Annotated in this window: 14 protein-coding genes; 10 read left to right on the top strand and 4 right to left on the bottom strand. The window is 71.4% G+C overall.

Going from position 1 to position 17,580, the window contains the following annotated elements; translation table 11 throughout:
- Positions 1 to 10: 10 nt before the first annotated feature.
- The gene (rfbB, locus tag MED15_RS25155) at positions 11 to 1,051 is read right to left on the bottom strand and encodes a dTDP-glucose 4,6-dehydratase (protein WP_112584670.1); all 1,041 of its coding nucleotides are present in this window, start codon (positions 1,049 to 1,051) and stop codon (positions 11 to 13) included.
- Between the two features lie 253 nt (positions 1,052 to 1,304).
- Positions 1,305 to 2,234, bottom strand: a complete 930-nt coding sequence (locus MED15_RS25160; protein ID WP_112737109.1) for a LysR family transcriptional regulator — start codon at positions 2,232 to 2,234, stop codon at positions 1,305 to 1,307.
- Positions 2,235 to 2,269: 35 nt separating this feature from the next.
- Here MED15_RS25160 and MED15_RS25165 point away from each other — a divergent pair, with 35 nt between their 5' ends.
- The 7 genes from MED15_RS25165 to MED15_RS25195 all read left to right on the top strand — a co-directional run bounded on the left by MED15_RS25165 (position 2,270) and on the right by MED15_RS25195 (position 10,793).
- Entirely contained in the window at positions 2,270 to 3,001 is a 732-nt protein-coding gene (locus tag MED15_RS25165; protein ID WP_208646722.1) for a succinate dehydrogenase cytochrome b subunit, read from the top strand.
- A gap of 1 nt (position 3,002) precedes the next feature.
- Positions 3,003 to 4,940: a fumarate reductase/succinate dehydrogenase flavoprotein subunit gene (locus MED15_RS25170; protein WP_112584672.1), complete on the top strand. Its 1,938-nt coding sequence runs from the start codon at positions 3,003 to 3,005 to the stop codon at positions 4,938 to 4,940.
- Complete coding sequence (locus tag MED15_RS25175; protein WP_112737111.1) at positions 4,937 to 5,701, top strand: succinate dehydrogenase/fumarate reductase iron-sulfur subunit; 765 nt, start codon at positions 4,937 to 4,939, stop codon at positions 5,699 to 5,701. The genes MED15_RS25170 and MED15_RS25175 overlap by 4 nt, the downstream gene beginning before the upstream one ends.
- A gap of 472 nt (positions 5,702 to 6,173) precedes the next feature.
- Entirely contained in the window at positions 6,174 to 7,358 is a 1,185-nt protein-coding gene (locus MED15_RS25180) for a zinc-dependent alcohol dehydrogenase (RefSeq protein WP_112603766.1), read from the top strand.
- 123 nt (positions 7,359 to 7,481) lie between these two features.
- Positions 7,482 to 8,402: an SDR family NAD(P)-dependent oxidoreductase gene (locus tag MED15_RS25185; protein WP_244220574.1), complete on the top strand. Its 921-nt coding sequence runs from the start codon at positions 7,482 to 7,484 to the stop codon at positions 8,400 to 8,402.
- A 112-nt stretch (positions 8,403 to 8,514) separates the two neighbouring features.
- A complete protein-coding gene (locus MED15_RS25190; protein WP_244220575.1) occupies positions 8,515 to 9,519 on the top strand; it encodes a serine hydrolase in 1,005 nt (334 codons plus the stop codon).
- Positions 9,520 to 9,644: 125 nt separating this feature from the next.
- The gene (locus MED15_RS25195) at positions 9,645 to 10,793 is read left to right on the top strand and encodes an MBL fold metallo-hydrolase (protein ID WP_112584677.1); all 1,149 of its coding nucleotides are present in this window, start codon (positions 9,645 to 9,647) and stop codon (positions 10,791 to 10,793) included.
- Between the two features lie 31 nt (positions 10,794 to 10,824).
- On the opposite strand, the gene MED15_RS25200 is transcribed toward MED15_RS25195, so the two are convergent.
- Entirely contained in the window at positions 10,825 to 12,336 is a 1,512-nt protein-coding gene (locus MED15_RS25200; RefSeq protein ID WP_112584707.1) for a deoxyguanosinetriphosphate triphosphohydrolase family protein, read from the bottom strand.
- A gap of 155 nt (positions 12,337 to 12,491) precedes the next feature.
- Here MED15_RS25200 and MED15_RS25205 point away from each other — a divergent pair, with 155 nt between their 5' ends.
- From MED15_RS25205 to MED15_RS25215, 3 genes are all read left to right on the top strand, one after another.
- Entirely contained in the window at positions 12,492 to 15,008 is a 2,517-nt protein-coding gene (locus tag MED15_RS25205) for a Tex family protein (RefSeq protein ID WP_112726692.1), read from the top strand.
- Between the two features lie 127 nt (positions 15,009 to 15,135).
- The gene (locus MED15_RS25210; RefSeq protein ID WP_112737116.1) at positions 15,136 to 16,020 is read left to right on the top strand and encodes an aminoglycoside phosphotransferase family protein; all 885 of its coding nucleotides are present in this window, start codon (positions 15,136 to 15,138) and stop codon (positions 16,018 to 16,020) included.
- 24 nt (positions 16,021 to 16,044) lie between these two features.
- Positions 16,045 to 16,512 carry a hypothetical protein gene (locus MED15_RS25215; RefSeq protein ID WP_112601712.1) on the top strand — a complete coding sequence of 156 codons (468 nt, stop codon included), beginning with the start codon at positions 16,045 to 16,047 and terminating at the stop codon, positions 16,510 to 16,512.
- Here MED15_RS25215 and MED15_RS25220 read toward each other — a convergent pair.
- A complete protein-coding gene (locus MED15_RS25220) occupies positions 16,442 to 17,389 on the bottom strand; it encodes a DUF389 domain-containing protein (RefSeq protein ID WP_112731232.1) in 948 nt (315 codons plus the stop codon). The two genes, MED15_RS25215 and MED15_RS25220, sit on opposite strands and share 71 nt — an antisense overlap.
- Between the last annotated feature and the right edge of the window lie 191 nt (positions 17,390 to 17,580).

The following is a 17,580-nucleotide window of genomic DNA, read 5'->3' on the forward strand; positions in this document are numbered from 1 at the left end:
CGCGGGCCAGTCAGCGTGCCTGAACGGACAGCGCCCGGCTGGCCGGAACGCCGCGTACCGAGCTGGTCAGCGCCGCGCTGCGGGGCTCCGTGGCGGTGGGCGCCCACCAGGCCCGGTTCTCCCGGTACCAGTGGAAGACCTCGGTCAGCCCGTCCTCGAACCGGATCTGCGGCTCGAAGCCGAGTTCCTCGGAGATCTTGCGGAAGTCCAGCGAGTAACGCTGGTCCTGCACCTTGCGGTCGGGCACGTGCCGGACCCGGTCCCAGCCCGCGCCGGACAGCCGCAGGATCCGCTCGGTGAGAGCACGGTTGGTCAGCTCAAGGTCGCCGCCGATGTTGTAGACCTCGCCGGCGCGGCCCTTGGCCAGCACCAGCGCGATGGCCCGACAGTGGTCGTCGACGTGCAGCCACTCGCGCACCGCGCTGCCGTCGCCGTGCAGGGTGATGTCCTGACCGTTGAGCAGGCTGGTGACGAAGCGCGGGATGACCTTCTCCACGTGCTGATACGGCCCGTAGTTGTTGGCACAGCGGGTGATCGAGACGTCCACGTCGTACGTGCGCCAGTAGGAGCGGACCACATGGTCGCTGGCCGCCTTGGATGCCGCGTACGGGGAGTTGGGTTCCAGCACGCAGGACTCGTTCCAGGAGCCCTCGTTGATCGAGCCGTACACCTCGTCGGTGGAGACGTGCACGACCCGGCTGACCCCGCCACGCGCGCAGGCGGACATCAGGTGGTGCGACCCCATCACGTTGGTCTCGAAGAACGGCGCCGGATCGTCGATGGACCGGTCGACGTGCGACTCGGCGGCGAAGTGCACGACCGCGTCATGCCCTGGCACGAGGTCGGCGAGCAACTGCCGGTCGCAGATGTCCCCACGGACGAACGTCAGGCGGGGGTGCGCGGCCGGCAGGTTAGCCCGATCACTGGCGTAGGTCAGCTTGTCGATCACCGTGACGTCGCAGTGTTCGAACCCGACGTAGCGTCCGCCGAGCAGACTGCGCGCGAAATGCGACCCGATGAAGCCAGCGCCGCCGGTAACCAGGATCCTCATGTCTAGCCTCCCTGCCGGCGAAATGCCCGCCGGTGAGCTGTTACGAGATGAATGAGTAATTTGACCCGTGCAAGGCTCCACTTTAGGTGACGTGATCGGACATCGAGTCCTATATCCCGAGCTTAAGGTTGATTTAACCCAGCAAGGACGAACGGGATGATCAACGCCGAACGGTCGGCTGGGCGATACGAACCATTCAGCCGACGGTCGCCGGGGCACATCGGTGCGTGAGCCCAGCCCGACACCCACCCCCTCAACGAGGCTCGACCCCGGGGGGCAGCTTTGCTTCGTCGATCGCGGACTGCACGTAGTCGAGCAGGATGCGCCGAAGCTCCCGACCGGCGTGGGTGGGTACGACGTCGCGCCGGCGGGCCACCGCGATGGTCCGGCGCACCCCGGGCGGGGCGAGGGGGGTGATCCGCACGCCCGGCCGGCGAGCCAGCACGATGCCGGGCACGAGAGCGATGCCGAGCCCTGCCTCGACGAAGCTGAGCACCGCGTCCATCTCGCCGCCGTCCACCGCGAAGGTGGGTTCGAAGCCCGCCTCCCGACACGCCTGGATGGTCGCGTCGCGCAGGTCGTACCCCTCCCGGAACATCACCATCGGCTGGTCCCGCAGGTCGGTGATGCGCAGCTCCCCGGTCAGCGACGCGGTGGCGACCTCCCCCACGGAGGCCACCACCAGGCTCTCGCGCAGGATCGGGTCGACCTGCAGCCCCGGGTCGGCCCCCTGCGCCGGCATGATGATGAGGGCCAGGTCGAGGTCGCCGCGGAGCAGGTCGCGGACCAGGTCCTGCGAACCGCCCTCTTCGACGCGCAGGTCGACTGTGGGGTGCGCGTCGCGGAAGCGGCGCAGCACGGGCGGGGCGAGCGAGGTGGCCAGACTGGGGGTGGCCCCGAGCCGGACACGGCCCCGGCGCAGCCCGACCAACTCCTGGACCTCCCGGGTCGCGGTCTCCACGTCGGCGAGGATCCGGGTGGCCAACGGCAGCAGCACCTCACCCGCCGCGGTGAGTGCGATGTTGCCCCTTACCCGCTCGAACAGTGGTGCTCCGAGGTCGGCCTCCAGAGCGTGAATTTGCTTACTGAGAGAAGGCTGAGTGATGCCCACGAGGTCGGCGGCTTGGGTGAAATGTCGTACTTCGGCCACCGCGACGAAGTACCGGAGCTGATGGAGCTGCATCTACATAGCCTACGGCTATCAACACTGCGAGTTTGATGCATTGGACGACTGATCAAAGTGCTCCTAGCGTCGGTCCTGTGGTAATCACGAAGACTCGGTCGCCCATCCGCTCGAACGTCGGCCTCAAGGCCGTCATGGCGGTGACGGGCATCCTGCTGGCGCTGTTCCTCATCGCCCACATGCTCGGCAACCTGAAGGTGTTCACGGGGGAGACCTCGTTCGACCACTACGCGCACTGGCTGCGCGACATCGGCAAGCCACTGCTGCCCGGCGTCTGGTTCCTCTGGATCCTGCGCACCGTGCTGGTCGTGGCGGTCGTCGCCCACATCGTGGCCGCCACCGTGCTGGCCCGACGGGCCCGCGCCGCCCGCCCGGTCAAGTACGCCCACCGCAAGAAGGTCAACGGCAGCTACGCGGCCCGCACGATGCGCTGGGGTGGGGTGATCATCCTGCTCTTCGTGATCTACCACCTGCTGGACCTGACCACCGGCGCGCTGAACCCGGTCGGTGACGCCAGCAAGCCCTACGGCAACGTCGTCGCCGACTTCGCCCCGGAGCGCTGGTACGTCACGCTCTTCTACACGCTGGCCATCCTCGCGGTGGGCTTCCACCTGCGCCACGGCGCGTTCAGCGCGTTCCGCAGCCTCGGCCAGCAGACGCCCCGGGGCGAGCGCAGGGCGCGTACCGCGGCTCTGATCTTCGCCGTGCTGCTCTGCGCCGGGTACCTGGTGGTCCCGTTCGCCGTACTCACCGGATTGGTGTCCTGACATGGAACTCTTCACCGAGGGCGACCCGATCGCCGACACCAAGGCTCCCGCCGGCCCGGTCGAGAAGCGTTGGGAGACCCGGCGCTTCGAGGCCAAGCTGGTCAACCCCGCCAACCGCCGCAAGATGACGGTGATCGTGGTCGGCACCGGCCTGGCCGGCGGCTCGGCCGCCGCGACCCTGGCCGAGCAGGGCTACCACGTCAAGTCCTACTGCTACCAGGACAGCCCGCGGCGGGCGCACTCCATCGCGGCACAGGGCGGCATCAACGCGGCGAAGAACTACCGCAACGACGGCGACTCCGTGCACCGGCTCTTCTACGACACCGTCAAGGGCGGCGACTTCCGCTCCCGGGAGTCGAACGTGCACCGGCTCGCCGAGGTGTCGGTCAACATCATCGACCAGTGCGTCGCCCAGGGGGTGCCGTTCGCCCGCGAGTACGGCGGCCTGCTCGACACCCGCTCCTTCGGTGGCGCCCAGGTGCAGCGCACCTTCTACGCCCGGGGCCAGACGGGCCAGCAGCTGCTGCTCGGCGCGTACCAGGCCCTTGAGCGGCAGATCGGCCTGGGCAACGTGGAGATGAACGCCCGGCACGAGATGCTGGAGCTGGTCCTGGTGGACGGCAAGGCCCGGGGCATCGTGGTCCGGGACCTGGTCACCGGCGAGATCAGCACCGAGATGGCCGACGCCGTGGTGCTCGCCTCCGGCGGCTACGGAAACGTCTTCTACCTCTCTACCAACGCCAAGGGTTGCAACGTCACCGCCACCTGGCGCGCGCACCGCAAGGGCGCGTACTTCGCCAACCCCTGCTACACGCAGATTCACCCGACCTGCATCCCGGTCTCCGGCGACCACCAGTCGAAGCTGACCCTGATGAGCGAGTCGCTGCGCAACGACGGCCGGGTCTGGGTGCCGAAGACCAAGGGTGACGACCGCAGCCCGAAGGACATTCCGGAGGACGAGCGGGACTACTACCTGGAGCGGATCTACCCCTCCTTCGGCAACCTGGTCCCCCGCGACATCGCCTCCCGCGCCGCGAAGAACGTGTGCGACGAGGGTCGGGGCGTCGGGCCGACGAAGCTCGGGGTCTACCTCGACTTCGCCGACGCGATCGGCCGGCTGGGCCGCAAGGCCATCGAGGCCAAGTACGGCAACCTCTTCGAGATGTACGAGCGGATCACCGGCGAGGACCCGTACGAGGTGCCGATGCGCATCTACCCCGCCGTGCACTACACGATGGGCGGCCTGTGGGTCGACTACGACCTCCAGTCGAACATCCCCGGCCTGTTCGTGATCGGCGAGGCGAACTTCTCCGACCACGGCGCGAACCGGCTCGGCGCCTCGGCGCTGATGCAGGGCCTCGCCGACGGCTACTTCGTGCTGCCCACCACCATCGCCAACTACCTGGCCTCCGGTCCGCTGGAGAAGGTCGACGCCAGCCACCCGGCGGCCGTCGAGGCGCGCACCGACGTCGAGGACCGCGTCCAGCGGCTGCTCGCTGTCGACGGCGACCGGACCGTGGACTCGTTCCACCGGGAACTGGGCCAGATCATGTGGGAACACTGCGGCATGGAGCGCAGCGAGGCCGGGCTGCGCAAGGCGATCGACGAGATCCGTGCCCTGCGCGAGCAGTTCTGGCAGCGGGTCAAGGTGTCCGGCACCGGCGAGGAACTCAACCAGTCGCTGGAGAAGGCCGGCCGGGTGGCCGACTTCTTCGAGCTGGCCGAGCTGATGTGCATCGACGCCCTGCACCGCGAGGAGTCCTGCGGCGGCCACTTCCGGGCCGAGCACCAGACCCCAGACGGTGAGGCGCAGCGCGACGACGACCGGTTCGCGTACGTGGCGGCCTGGGAGTTCACCGCCGACGGCGAGCCCTCGGTGCTGCACAAGGAAGACCTGAAGTTCGAATACGTCCACCCCACGCAGCGGAGCTACAAGTGAACCTGACCCTGCGCATCTGGCGCCAGAAGGGCCCTGAGGACAAGGGTCGGATGGTGACCTACCCGGTCAACGACGTGTCCCCGGCCATGTCGTTCCTGGAGATGCTCGACGTGCTCAACGAGCGGCTGATCCTCGCTGGCGAGGACCCGGTGGCGTTCGACCACGACTGCCGCGAGGGCATCTGCGGCATGTGCGGCCTGATGATCAATGGCGACGCGCACGGGCCGCAGCGCGGCACCACCGCGTGCCAGCTGCACATGCGGCAGTTCAAGGACGGCGAGACGATCGACATCGAGCCGTGGCGGGCCAGCGCCTTCCCGGTGGTCAAGGACCTGGTCGTCAACCGGAGCGCCTTCGACAAGATCATCGCGGCTGGCGGCTACGTCACCGCGCCGACCGGCAGCGCACCCGAAGCCCACTCCACCCCGGTGGCCAAGGCCAACGCCGACGCCGCCTTCGAGTCGGCGGCCTGCATCGGCTGCGGCGCCTGCGTGGCAGCCTGCCCGAACGGCTCCGGCATGCTCTTCACCGCCGCCAAGCTCACCCAGCTCTCGCTGCTGCCGCAGGGCCAGCCCGAGCGCTACACCCGGGTGATCGGCATGGTCGACGCGCACGACGAGGCCGGCTTCGGCGGCTGCACCAACGCCGGCGAATGCACCCCGGCCTGCCCGAAGGGCATCCCGCTGAACACCATCGGCCGGCTCAACCGCGACTACCTCGCGGCCACCGCCAAGGGAGCCAACAACACCCCCGGTTCCTGAGGGTCCGCCGTACCACGCCAGACCGCCGTATCCCGCTTTCCCGGGGGTACGGCGGTCTCTGCTCGCGGTGGGGGCTGGGGCGACCGTCCCCGGCTCCGGGCGGTCAGGCTGGACCCCTGCGCCGGGGACGGTCACCCCAGCCCTGACCCTGGTCACGGCTCGTCCGCACCTTGCGCTCCTGCTGGGGTACGCCGACCGCTCCGCACCCGTCGCGCCCGGCCTCCCCGTGGCGCCCGGCCCGTCGCGCCCGGCCCGCGCGCCCGGCCCGTCGCGCAGCCGCCTCACCCGTCTCGCATCGCATGATCCACTCGGGTTTCAGGAAGTCGGCCTGTCACCGGACGTCGGATACCGCGACTTCAAGGAACCCGAGTGGATCAAGCCGCAACCACCCACGCCAGGGACACGCCGCCGGTTCAAGTGCCCGAGCCCGGGTAGCAGTCCTTTGAGACGGCAGTGAGAAGGGATGAGGGACATGAAGGCGCTCACCTGGCAGGGCAAGCGGGACGTACGGGTCGAGGAGGTCCCGGACCCTCGGATCGAGGAGCCGACCGATGCGATCGTGAAGATCACCTCGACCGCTATCTGCGGTTCCGACCTGCACCTCTACGAGGTGCTCGGGCCGTACCTGAAGCCGGGTGACGTCCTGGGCCACGAGCCGATGGGCATCGTCGAGGAGGTCGGGTCGGAGGTGACCGGGCTCAAGCCGGGCGACCGGGTGGTGGTGCCGTTCAACATCGCCTGCGGCAGCTGTTGGATGTGCGAGCGCCAGCTCTACGCGCAGTGCGAGACCACTCAGGTCACCAGCGAGGGCAAGGGAGCGTCCCTGTTCGGCTACACCTCGCTCTACGGTTCGGTGCCGGGTGGGCAGGCCGAGTACCTGCGCGTCCCGCAGGCCCAGTTCGGGCCGATCAAGATCCCGCAGACCGGCGCGGACGAGCGCTACCTCTACCTGTCCGACATTCTGCCCACCGCCTGGCAGGCGGTGAAGTACGCGGACACCCCACACGGCGGCACCCTGGCGGTCTTCGGCCTGGGTCCGGTTGGGCAGTTCTGCGCCCGGATCGGCCGCCACCTCGGCGCGGGCCGGGTGATCGGGCTGGACCTGGTTCCCGAGCGGCTGGAGTTGGCCCGCCGGCACGGCATCGAGGTGCTCGACGTGAGCCAGCTGTCCGACGTGCCGGGCGCGTTGATTGATCTGGTCGACGGCCGCGGCCCGGACGCGGTGATCGACGCGGTCGGGATGGAGGCGCACGGTTCGCCGGCCGGGAAGTTGGCCCAGACCGCCGCCGGGCTGTTGCCGGACAAGCTGGCCCAGACGATGACCGACCGGGTGGGCGTGGACCGGCTGTCCGTCCTGCACGCCGCGCTCAAGGCTGTTCGCCGTGGCGGCACCGTGTCGCTCTCCGGCGTGTACGGCGGCGAGGCGGACCCGATGCCGCTGATGGAGATGTTCGACCGGGGTATTCAGCTGCGGATGGGGCAGTGCCACGTGCGCCGGTGGACCGACGAGATCCTGCCGCTGCTCTCCGGCGACGACGACCCGCTGGGCGTGGAGGACCTGCGTACCCACCGGGTGCCGCTGGCCCGTGCGCCGCAGGCGTACGAGATGTTCCAGAAGAAGGAGGACGGCTGCATCAAGGTCGTGCTCGAACCATGAGTGCGAGGAGTGAGCCGGGGTTGCGAGCCCCGCAGTCACGAATGCAGCCGGTGCCATGAGTGCGAGGAGTGAGCCGGGGTTGCGAGCCCCGCAGTCACGAATTCAAGTGGCACCGTGAGCCGGGTGGTCGTGATCGTTGGCGCGAGCAGCGGGATCGGCCGGGCGACGGCCCGGGCGTTCGCCGAGCGCGGCGACCGCCTGGTCCTCGCCGCTCGCGCCACCACGATCCTGGCCGAGGTACGCAAGGAGTGCGCCGACGTCGACGTGCTGACCGTGCCGACCGACGTGACCGAGCCGGACGCGCTGGACGCGCTCGCAGGCGCCGCGATCGACCGTTTCGGCCGCATCGACGTGTGGGTGCACACGGCGGCGGTGATGGCCTACGGGCGCTTCGACGAGTTGCCGGAACGGGTCTTCGACCAGGTGGTGCGGACCGACCTGCTCGGCGCCGCCGGCTCGGTGCGGGTGGCGCTGCGACACTTCCGGGCCACCGGGGCCGGCACTGTGATCCTCACCGGTTCGGTGCTCGGGCACATCACCGCGCCGTACATGAGCGCGTACGTGGCGAGCAAGTGGGGGTTGCAGGGTCTGGTCCGGACGGTGCAGCAGGAGTTGCGTGACAGCCCGGAGATCCGGCTGTGTCTGGTCAACCCGGGCAGCGTGGACACACCGGTGTACCAGCAGGCGGCCAACTATCTGGGTCGGATCGGGCGACCTCCGCCGCCGGTCGCCGGCCCGCAGCGGGTGGCCCGGGCCATCGTGGACTGTGTGGACCGGCCGCGCCGGGAGGTGTCGGTGGGCCGGCTCAACGTGGTGCTGCGGGCCGGGTTCGCCGTACTGCCGGGGGTTTACGACGTCGTCGTCGGGCCGTTGATGCGGGCGGCGGGCCTGAGTGGACGGTCGGTTCCCGCGCACGACGGCTCGGTCTTCGCCGCGAACCCGGCCGGCGAAGCGGTACGCGGCGGCCACCTGCCCGACCTGCGGCAACTCGTGTCCGGGCCGGTGGTTGCGGTGGGCGCCGCGCTGCGTCGACGGTTCGGTTGACCTGTTCGGGACTGTTCGGGACAAATTCGGGGGCATCGTGCATCGATCAACTCGCCTAGGGTGGTGGGCCAGCAAGCGCTCTGGCACACCACGATCGGGGAGACGATTGACCATGCGACTGAACCGCAGAACGGCACTCGGGTTGGGCACGGTGGCCACCGCCGGCACGGTGCTGGGCGCTGCCGCCCCGGCGAGCGCCGCCGAGACCACCGAGGCGTCGCCGACCACCCCCGCTCGGGCCGCCCGCCGGGTCGCCTCCGTCTTCACCAAGCACAGCGCCGAGGCCGGCGGCAACTGGCAGGCGTACGTCAGCGTCGCCGACCCGGCCGGTGCGCCGGTGGTTGCGGTCGAGACTGACGCGGACCGGCGGATCGAGGCGTACAGCGTCAACAAGATCGCCGTCGCCACGGCGGTGCTCGACAAGGTCGACCGGGGGCTGCTCACCCTGGACCAGCAGGTCGAGGTGAGCGCGGCGATCGTCGTGCCGGGCGGTGACGGCATCTTCAGCCTGGACGGCGCGTACCCGAGCCTGGTGACCATCGGGCACGTGCTGGCCAACCTGCTGACCGTCTCGGACGACACGGCGGTGCGGCTGTGCGGGCTGGTCGCCCCGGCCGCCGAGATCAACTCCATCCTGGTCGCCAAGGGCTTCCCGAACACCCAGGTCCAGCCGGTGGCGAACCCGAACCGGTTCTTCCTCGGCACCAGCACCCCCCGGGAGACGCACGACCTGCTGCGCGCCCTGGTCGCTGGCACGCTGCTCTCCCCCGCCTCGACGACGTACCTGTTGGGCATCCTGCGCTCCCCGGTGGCGTTCACCGACGGCATCCGGCGCACCATGTCCTCCGACGAGCGGGCCCGGATCGCCACCAAGGCCGGCTGGTACGCCGACGCCCGGCACGAGGCCGGCGTGATCTTCGACCGCTCCGGCGCGGCGGTGCTCACCTACGCCCTCTTCGCCGACGGGCAGGCCAACCCGGAGGACTTCGGCGCGACCCAGCCGGCGGTGCAGGCCCGGGCCGCCATGGGCCCGAAGTTCCTGGCCGCTGTGGACCGGATCGCGGGCGTGGGCAGGACGTTCCGGATCACCGCCCGACGCCCCAGCAACGGCGGCTAGGGCACCCGCTGAGCTCCGTCCCGGGTCGGTCGCCGCTGCCGGCGACCGACCCGGCGTGGCGACCACCGAGGCACGGGTCGGTCCGGGTGACTACCGTGTAGGGCGGACACGTCGGAGGGACGGCAATGGCACGAGCGCAGAACACGGACGTCGAACGGTCGCTCGGGCGACGGATGCGGGGCGCCGCTGGCCTGGCCGCGCTGGCCGGCCTGGCGTGGGTCGCCCGGGATGTGCCGGCGGCCCTGGGTGGCCGGCTCAGCGGGGCGCGGGCCGAACGGGCGGCCCGCTCGCCGCAGTTCCGCGAGGGCACCTTCCACAACCGGGCCGGCACCCGCACGATGATCGCCGAGCCGGGGCGCAACCTGGTCCGCGAGCTGATCTTCGGCAAGCAGAAGCGGCGTCCGACCGCAGCCGTCCCGCTGCTGCGCCCCAGCGCCGGCGGGCCGGAGGCCGCCGACAGCGCCGGCGAACTCAACATCGTCTGGTACGGCCACGCCTCGACCCTGATCGAGATCGAGGGCCGGCGGGTGCTGCTCGACCCGGTCTGGAGCGAGCGGTGCTCCCCCTCGGGCCTGGTCGGCCCGCGCCGGCTGCACGAGCCACCGGTGGGCATCGACGAGCTGCCCCCGCTGGACGCCATCCTGATTTCGCACGACCACTACGACCACCTCGACATGGCCACCGTGCGGGCGCTGCTCGCCGGGCAGTCCGCGCCGTTCCTGGTGCCGCTCGGCGTGGGCGCACACCTGGACCGCTGGGGCGTACCCGCCGAACGGATCATCGAGCTGGACTGGTCCGAGTCGCACCGGGTGGCCGGCTTGGAGATCACCGCCACCGCCGCCCAGCACTTCTCCGGACGAGGGCTGCGCCGCGACGGCACGCTCTGGAGCTCGTGGGTGGTGGCCGGGGCGCACCGCAAGGTCTTCTACACCGGCGACTCCGGCTACTTCGACGGGTACGCCGAGATCGGTGCCGAGCACGGGCCGTTCGACGTGACGCTGATGCAGATCGGCGCGTACGACCGGGCGTGGCCGACGATCCACATGTTCCCGGAGGAGGCGGTCAGCGCCCACCTCGACCTGCGCGGTGGGCTGTTCGTGCCGGTGCACTGGGCGACGTTCAACCTGGCCCTGCACGACTGGTCCGAGCCGGTCGACCGCCTGTGGGCCGAGGCGAAGGCCCGCGACGTGCGGCTCGCCGTTCCCCGGCCGGGCGAGCTGGTGGTGGTCGACGACCCGCCCGCCGTCGACGGCTGGTGGCAGTCCGTCGCCTGAGCCGGGCCAGGCAGGCATCGCCTGAGTCAGGTCAGAGCACGAACGCGTCGGTCCAGAGCGCGCCCGACCGGCCGGAGAGCGCGTCCAGCATGGCCACCGCCTGACCGTCGGTGAGCTGGGCGACGAAGTCCACGATGGCTCGGCCCCGGGCACGCCCGATCCGGTCCGGGGTACGCGGGTGCAGCTCCGCCTCGGCCAGCTCGACCAGGTCGTGCAGCCGCCGGGGCAGTCGGGACTCCTCCTCCGGGTCGAGCAGCCACTCCCAGAGCGCCTCGACCAGGGTGCCCAGCAGCCGGGCCTGGCCGCGCTGGTGCAGGGCGAGATCCGGGCGGGCCAGCACGAACCGGTGGTGGACGAACTTGAGTACCTGCACCTCGTGCCACTGCGCGCAGCCCAGCAGGACGTGCCCGGAGCGCACCGACGGCTGTTCGGTGACCGTGATCGCCTCGACGAAGCGGGTGGACCAGCGGGCGGAGAACCGGGCCACGTACTGCTCGGCCTCGATCGAGCCGTCGAACGGCATCGCGAGCAGCCCGTCCACCAACTCCTCGCGGACGTGCTCGACGGCGGCGGCGAACGCGTCGTCGTCGGCGATCCAGGCGTCCTTGCGGTGCAGTTGCCGGCGTAGCCGCTCAATCGCTGCCCCGGGTCGCCGGGCAGCAGTGGCCAGCGCCGCGTCGGTGATCGCCCGCAGTTGCCCGCTCTCGCGCTGCCAGGCCATCAACTCCGCGGAGACCGAACCCTGCTGGAGCACCCCGACCCGGTAGAAGTCCTCCACGTCGTGGATGGCGTACGCGATGTCGTCGGCGGTGTCCATCACGGACGCCTCCACGGTCTGCTGCCAGTCCGGAATGCGACCGGCGAACGGCGCCCTGGCCTGCCGCAGGTCGTCCAGCTCGGTCCGGTACGCGCCGAACTTCGACGAGCCGCTCTCCGGGTCGTCCGGCGGCGGGGTGGCGCCGCGCGGCGGCGGGTCCATGGTGCGCGGGTGCGGGTCGGGGTGGTCCAGGCGGGTCCACGGGTACTTCAGCATGGCCGCGCGGACCGCCGCGGTCAGGTCCAACCCGGTGGTGGCCGCGCCGCGGATCTCGGTGCTGGTGACAATGCGGTACGACTGTGCGTTGCCCTCGAAACCGTCGGAGAGGCCGAGGCGCTGGCGGGCCAGCCGGTCCAGCACCCGCTCCCCCAGGTGCCCGAACGGTGGGTGGCCGAGGTCGTGGGCGAGCGCTGCCGCCTCCACCACGTCGGGGTCGCAGCCGCCGAGCTTGTCCAGCAGGTCACGCCACCGTTCGTCGGCGCTCAACCGTTCGGCGACCGCCCGGGCCACCTGGGCCACCTTGAGGCTGTGGGTGAGCCGGTTGTGCACCAGCAGCCCGGAGCCGACCGGGCTGATCACCTGGGTGACACCACCGAGGCGGGCGAAGAACGGCGAGCCGACGATCCGGTCCCGGTCGGCACGGAACGGGTTGGCCGTGAGGTCGCCGAGGGCCCGGGCGCTGCCGCCGAAGAGCCGCCGGGCGCGCGGCTCCGCAGCAGATTCCATGATCGCCACGCTAGCGCAGGCCCGACGGGACCGCCGCCGGTCACCCCGGCCGGGCGCGCTGGTTCGGTCCCCCCGCCCCGGCCGGGCGCGGCGACAGCGCCCCGACCCGCCCGGCAGAATGCAGGCGTACCCACTCCCGAAGGCGGATCGAGATCGTGACCCAGTCTGTTCATCAGCGGATCGCCGACGAGCTCGGCGTGGCCGAGCGTCAGGTGCGGGCGGCCGTGGAGCTGCTCGACGGCGGCGCCACAGTGCCGTTCATCGCCCGCTACCGCAAGGAGGCCACCGGCCTGCTCGACGACACCCAGCTGCGCACCCTGGAGGAGCGGCTGCGCTACCTGCGCGAGCTCGACGAGCGGCGGGCCGCGGTGCTGGAGTCGATCCGCGGCCAGGGCAAGTTGGACGAGGCCCTGGAAGCGCAGATCATGGCCGCCGACTCGAAGTCCCGGCTGGAGGACATCTACCTCCCGTACAAGCCGAAGCGGCGAACCCGTGCGCAGATCGCCCGCGAGGCCGGGTTGGCGCCGCTGGCCGAGACGCTGCTGGCCGACCCGGGTCAGGACCCACGGGCGACCGCCGCCGGGTTCGTCGATGAGGAGAAGGGCGTCGTCGACGTCGCCGCCGCGCTGGAGGGCGCCCGGGCCATCCTCATCGAGACCTTCGCGGAGGACGCCGACCTGATCGGCACGCTGCGCGAGCAGATGTGGTCGCGGGGCCGGCTGGTTTCCCGGGTACGCGAGGGTCAGGAGGCGGCCGGCGCGAAGTTCGCCGACTACTTCGACTTCTCCGAGCCGTACCCGAAGCTGCCCTCGCACCGGATCCTGGCGATGTTCCGGGGCGAGAAGGAGGGCGTGCTCGACCTGACCATGGAGTCGGAGGAGGCGGGCGAGGCGGACGCCGTACCGACCGGCCCGACCCGGTACGAGGCGGCCATCGCCGGCCGGTTCGGAGTGTCCGACGCGGGCCGCCCGGCCGACCGTTGGCTGACCGACACGGTCCGCTGGGCGTGGCGTACCCGGATCCTCATCCACCTCGGCGCGGACCTGCGGATGCGGCTGTGGCAGGCGGCCGAGGAGGAGGCGGTGCGGGTCTTCGCCACCAACCTGCGGGACCTGCTGCTCGCCGCGCCGGCCGGCACCCGGCCCACAATGGGCCTGGACCCGGGCCTGCGGACCGGCGTGAAGGTGGCCGTGGTGGACGCCACCGGCAAGGTGGTCGCCACCGACACGATCTATCCGCACGAGCCGCGCCGGCAGTGGGACGCGTCGGTGGAGACCCTCGCCCGGCTGGCCGGGGCGCACGGGGTGGAGCTGATCGCGATCGGCAACGGCACGGCGTCCCGTGAGACCGACAAGCTCGCCGGTGATCTGATCGCCCGGCATCCGCAGCTCAACCTGACCAAGGTGATGGTCTCCGAGGCCGGCGCGTCGGTCTACTCCGCCTCGGCGTACGCCTCGCAGGAGCTGCCCGGGATGGACGTGTCGCTGCGCGGCGCGGTCTCCATCGCCCGCCGCCTCCAGGACCCCCTCGCGGAGCTGGTCAAGATCGACCCGCGCTCGATCGGCGTCGGTCAGTACCAGCACGACCTGTCCGAGGTGAAGCTGTCCCGGTCGCTGGACGCGGTAGTGGAGGACTGCGTGAACGCGGTCGGGGTGGACGTCAACACCGCCTCCGCGCCACTGCTGACCCGGGTCTCCGGGATCGGCGCCGGCCTGGCCGAGAACATCGTGCTGCACCGGGACGCCAACGGGCCGTTCCGTACGCGTACCGAGCTGAAGAAGGTGGCCCGGCTCGGGCCGAAGGCGTTCGAGCAGTGCGCCGGCTTCCTACGCATCCCCGGTGGCGACGACCCGCTGGACTCCTCCAGCGTGCACCCCGAGGCGTACCCGGTGGTGCGCCGCATCCTCTCCACCACCGGGCAGGACCTGCGCTCGGTGATCGGCAAGAGCGGCATCCTGCGCGGGCTGCGGGCCACCGACTTCGTCGACGACCGGTTCGGCCTCCCCACCGTCACCGACATCCTCGCCGAGCTGGAGAAGCCCGGCCGGGACCCCCGCCCGGAGTTCCGCACCGCCACCTTCGTCGAGGGGGTGGAGAAGATCAGCGACCTGACGACGGGGATGGTGCTGGAGGGCGTGGTCACGAACGTGGCCGCGTTCGGCGCGTTCGTCGACGTCGGGGTGCACCAGGACGGGCTGGTGCACGTCTCGGCGATGTCCCGGACCTTCGTGAAGGACCCTCGCGAGGTGGTGAAGTCCGGCGACGTGGTCAAGGTCCGGGTGCTCGACGTGGACGTACCCCGCAAGCGGATCTCGCTGACCCTGCGCCTGGACGACGAGCCCGCCGCCGGTGGTGGCGGCGGTGGTGGTGGTCGGACGAGCCAGGAGGGGCGTGGCGGCCCGGCGCAGCGCGCGCCGCAGGGTGGTCGCGGCGGGCAGAGCGCATCCGGTGGCCCGCAGGGTGGTCGCGGCACCGGGCAGCAGGACGGTCGTGGCGGGCAGGGCGGTCGCGGCGGCGGACAGGGCGGTCGTGGCGGGCAGGCCGGTCGCGGCGGCGGGCAGCAGGGCGGTCGTGGCGGGCAGCAGGGCGGTCGTGGCGGGCAGCGGCAGGGCGCACCGGCGCCGGCCAATGACGCGATGGCGGAGGCCCTGCGCCGCGCCGGACTGGCCTGACCTGGCGCGAGCAGGTGACCGGGATGCCGCCGAACGGGCGGTCATCCCGGCACCTCGGCCTCTGCGGGCTGTGGAAAAAATCCGCTCGCGTGGCCGCGAGGGTCGGGGTGATGATCTCGCGGTGAGGATGCACGCCGATCAGGTGGACGTGAGCGTGGACGTCGTTTCCGCGCTGGTGGCCGAGCAGTTTCCGCGGTGGCGGGGCCTGCCGGTCCGGCCGCTCCCCTCGACCGGCACGGTGAACGCCCTGTTCCGGCTCGGCCCGGACATCGTGCTGCGGTTTCCGCTGCTCCCCTCGACCGATCCCGAGCTGCGCGCCGAGCTGCGGCGCGAGCAGGAGCACGCCGTGCTGCTCGGCGGGCACCTGCCGGTCGCGGTGCCCGAACCGCTCGGTCTCGGCGAGCCGGGCGACGGGTACCCCGGGCCGTGGACGGCGTACCAGTTCATTCCGGGCCAGACGGCCCAGCCCGACCGGATCGCCGACCTCGACGTCTTCGCGCGCGACCTGGCCGACGTGGTGACGGCTCTGCGCGGCATCGACACCGGCGGGCGGATCTGGTCCGGGAACGGGCGCGGCGGGCGGCTGGCCGCCGAGGACGCCGGCGTGCGTGCCGCGCTCGCTGTCAGCGGCGCGCTCACCGACACCACCGCGCTCAGCGAGGTGTGGGAGCGGTGCCGGGACGCGCACCGCGACGACCTCGCCGACGTGTGGATTCACGGCGATCTGATGCCGGGCAACCTGCTGGTCCGCGACGGCCGGCTGGCCGCGGTCATCGATCTGGGCGCGGTCGGCGTGGGCGACCCCTCGGTGGACCTGATGCCGGCGTGGAACCTGCTCGACGCGGGTTCCCGGGAGACGTACCGGCGGGCGCTCGGCGTGGACGACGACACGTGGGAGCGGGGGCGCGGTTGGGCGCTGCTACAGGCGATCAACGCGCTGCCGTACTACGTCGAGACCAACCCGGTGATGGCCGACATCGCCCGGCACACGCTGCGGGCCGTGCTCGACTGAGTTGGTTCGCGTACCGTCGGCGTCGTGGGTGAGCGAGACGCCCGGGAGTGGCGGGATCAGCAGCGGCAGGCGGTGCGGGCGCACGCCGACGCAGACGCGCGGCGGCGGGCCGCCGAGCACGCGGAGGCGGCGGAGCTGGTGGCCTGGTTCGTGGCCGAGGCGACCCGGCGAGGGCTGCCCACCACCCGGCTGGCCGCCCGGGGATACGACGGGCGTGGGCGCTACCGGACCGGGCTGACCGGCTGGTACGTCGACCGGGCCGAAACCCGGGCGGTGGACGTGGCTGGTCGATTCCACCTGCTGACCGTGCCGGGCGGTCTGCGGGCTCGGCTGTTCGGTGTCGACCCGCAGCCCAGCCCGGCGCCGTTGGTCGTCGGAGCGGGGGGTCGCGACGGTGAGTCGATCCCGCTGCGGACGCTGCTCAACCGGCTGCTGAACGACGGGACCGGCGAGCCAGGTTCCACCACGAGGCCTGCTGCACCACGAGGGTGAGCAGCCCGGCCAGGACGATCGCGCACAGGTTGATCACCAACTGGAGAGCCGAGCCGGCCGCCTCGTCCCACTCTCCGTAGGCGGCGGCCACCGCCACGTTCGCCGCGGCCGGCACGGTGGTCACCGAGATCAGCACCCCGACCAGGCTGCCGGACTTCTTCGACGTCAACGACAGCATGCCGGCCACGCCGGCGAGTAGACCGACCACCCAGGACAACGCGTCCGGCCGCCAGATGAAATCGGTGAGCGGGCGCTCGGCGAGCAGCATCTCCTCGGTCACCAGGCCGGCGGCGGTCAGCGCCCAGGTGCTCAGCACGGTCGCCACCATGGCCGCCAGGAAGCCTCCGGCGAGGGCCTGCACGGACCTGCCGATCACGTCGAGCCGGCGGCGCAGCAGCGCCACGCAGAGCGCGGCGAGCGGGCCGAACTCCGGACCGACCACCATCGCCCCGACGATGAGGATCGGCTGATCCAGCAGCACACCGATGCCGGCGATCATCGTGGCCACCACGATCAACACCAGGTAGGTGCCGGACAGTTCGGTCTGTTCGCCGGTCTTCGCGGCGATCTCGTCCCAGACCACCGCGTCGGCGCCGCTGCCGGGCGCATTCTCCGCAGCCCGGTCGGCCGACGCGGAGATGGTCAGCTCGACGTCCTCGGCGGCGATACCGCCACTCGTTTCCACACCGAGCTGCTGCAGGCCCCGCAGGACAGCGTCGGCGCTCTCCCGGACCACATCGCAGAGGATCAGGTCGCCCTGCGGCTGCAGGGCAACGCCGGGCAGCACGGCAAGGTGCGTGACCCCCGCCTCCGCGGACAGCAGGTCGACGACCTCCGCGGACCGGCCCGTCGGGGCAATCACCCTGAGGTGCAGCACTCGTTCTCCCTGTTGTACGCGGCACGCAGGCGCGGCCGGCAGCACTCTAGCCGGCCGGGCTCGGCCGTCGGTTCGTGTGCCAGGGCCGGTCGGCTCTATTTCGTGCAGGGTCGGTGGAAACGGCCATCAACGCCCATAAGCCCTGCTACAACCATTTTGGTCCTTTATCACGTCCGATCGGAGGCGCCGTC

The organism is Micromonospora noduli (assembly GCF_003264475.1).
GTDB classification, from domain to species: Bacteria; Actinomycetota; Actinomycetes; order Mycobacteriales; family Micromonosporaceae; genus Micromonospora; species Micromonospora noduli.

Coding starts and splice junctions, on each gene's coding strand:
- MED15_RS25195 (WP_112584677.1), top strand. CDS start 9,645: ATGGCACGAGCGCAGAACACGGACGTCGAACGGTCGCTCGGGCGACGG.
- rfbB (WP_112584670.1), bottom strand. CDS start 1,051: ATGAGGATCCTGGTTACCGGCGGCGCTGGCTTCATCGGGTCGCATTTC.
- MED15_RS25180 (WP_112603766.1), top strand. CDS start 6,174: ATGAAGGCGCTCACCTGGCAGGGCAAGCGGGACGTACGGGTCGAGGAG.
- MED15_RS25170 (WP_112584672.1), top strand. CDS start 3,003: ATGGAACTCTTCACCGAGGGCGACCCGATCGCCGACACCAAGGCTCCC.
- MED15_RS25190 (WP_244220575.1), top strand. CDS start 8,515: ATGCGACTGAACCGCAGAACGGCACTCGGGTTGGGCACGGTGGCCACC.
- MED15_RS25160 (WP_112737109.1), bottom strand. CDS start 2,234: ATGCAGCTCCATCAGCTCCGGTACTTCGTCGCGGTGGCCGAAGTACGA.
- MED15_RS25200 (WP_112584707.1), bottom strand. CDS start 12,336: ATGGAATCTGCTGCGGAGCCGCGCGCCCGGCGGCTCTTCGGCGGCAGC.
- MED15_RS25210 (WP_112737116.1), top strand. CDS start 15,136: ATGCACGCCGATCAGGTGGACGTGAGCGTGGACGTCGTTTCCGCGCTG.
- MED15_RS25165 (WP_208646722.1), top strand. CDS start 2,270: ATGCATTGGACGACTGATCAAAGTGCTCCTAGCGTCGGTCCTGTGGTA.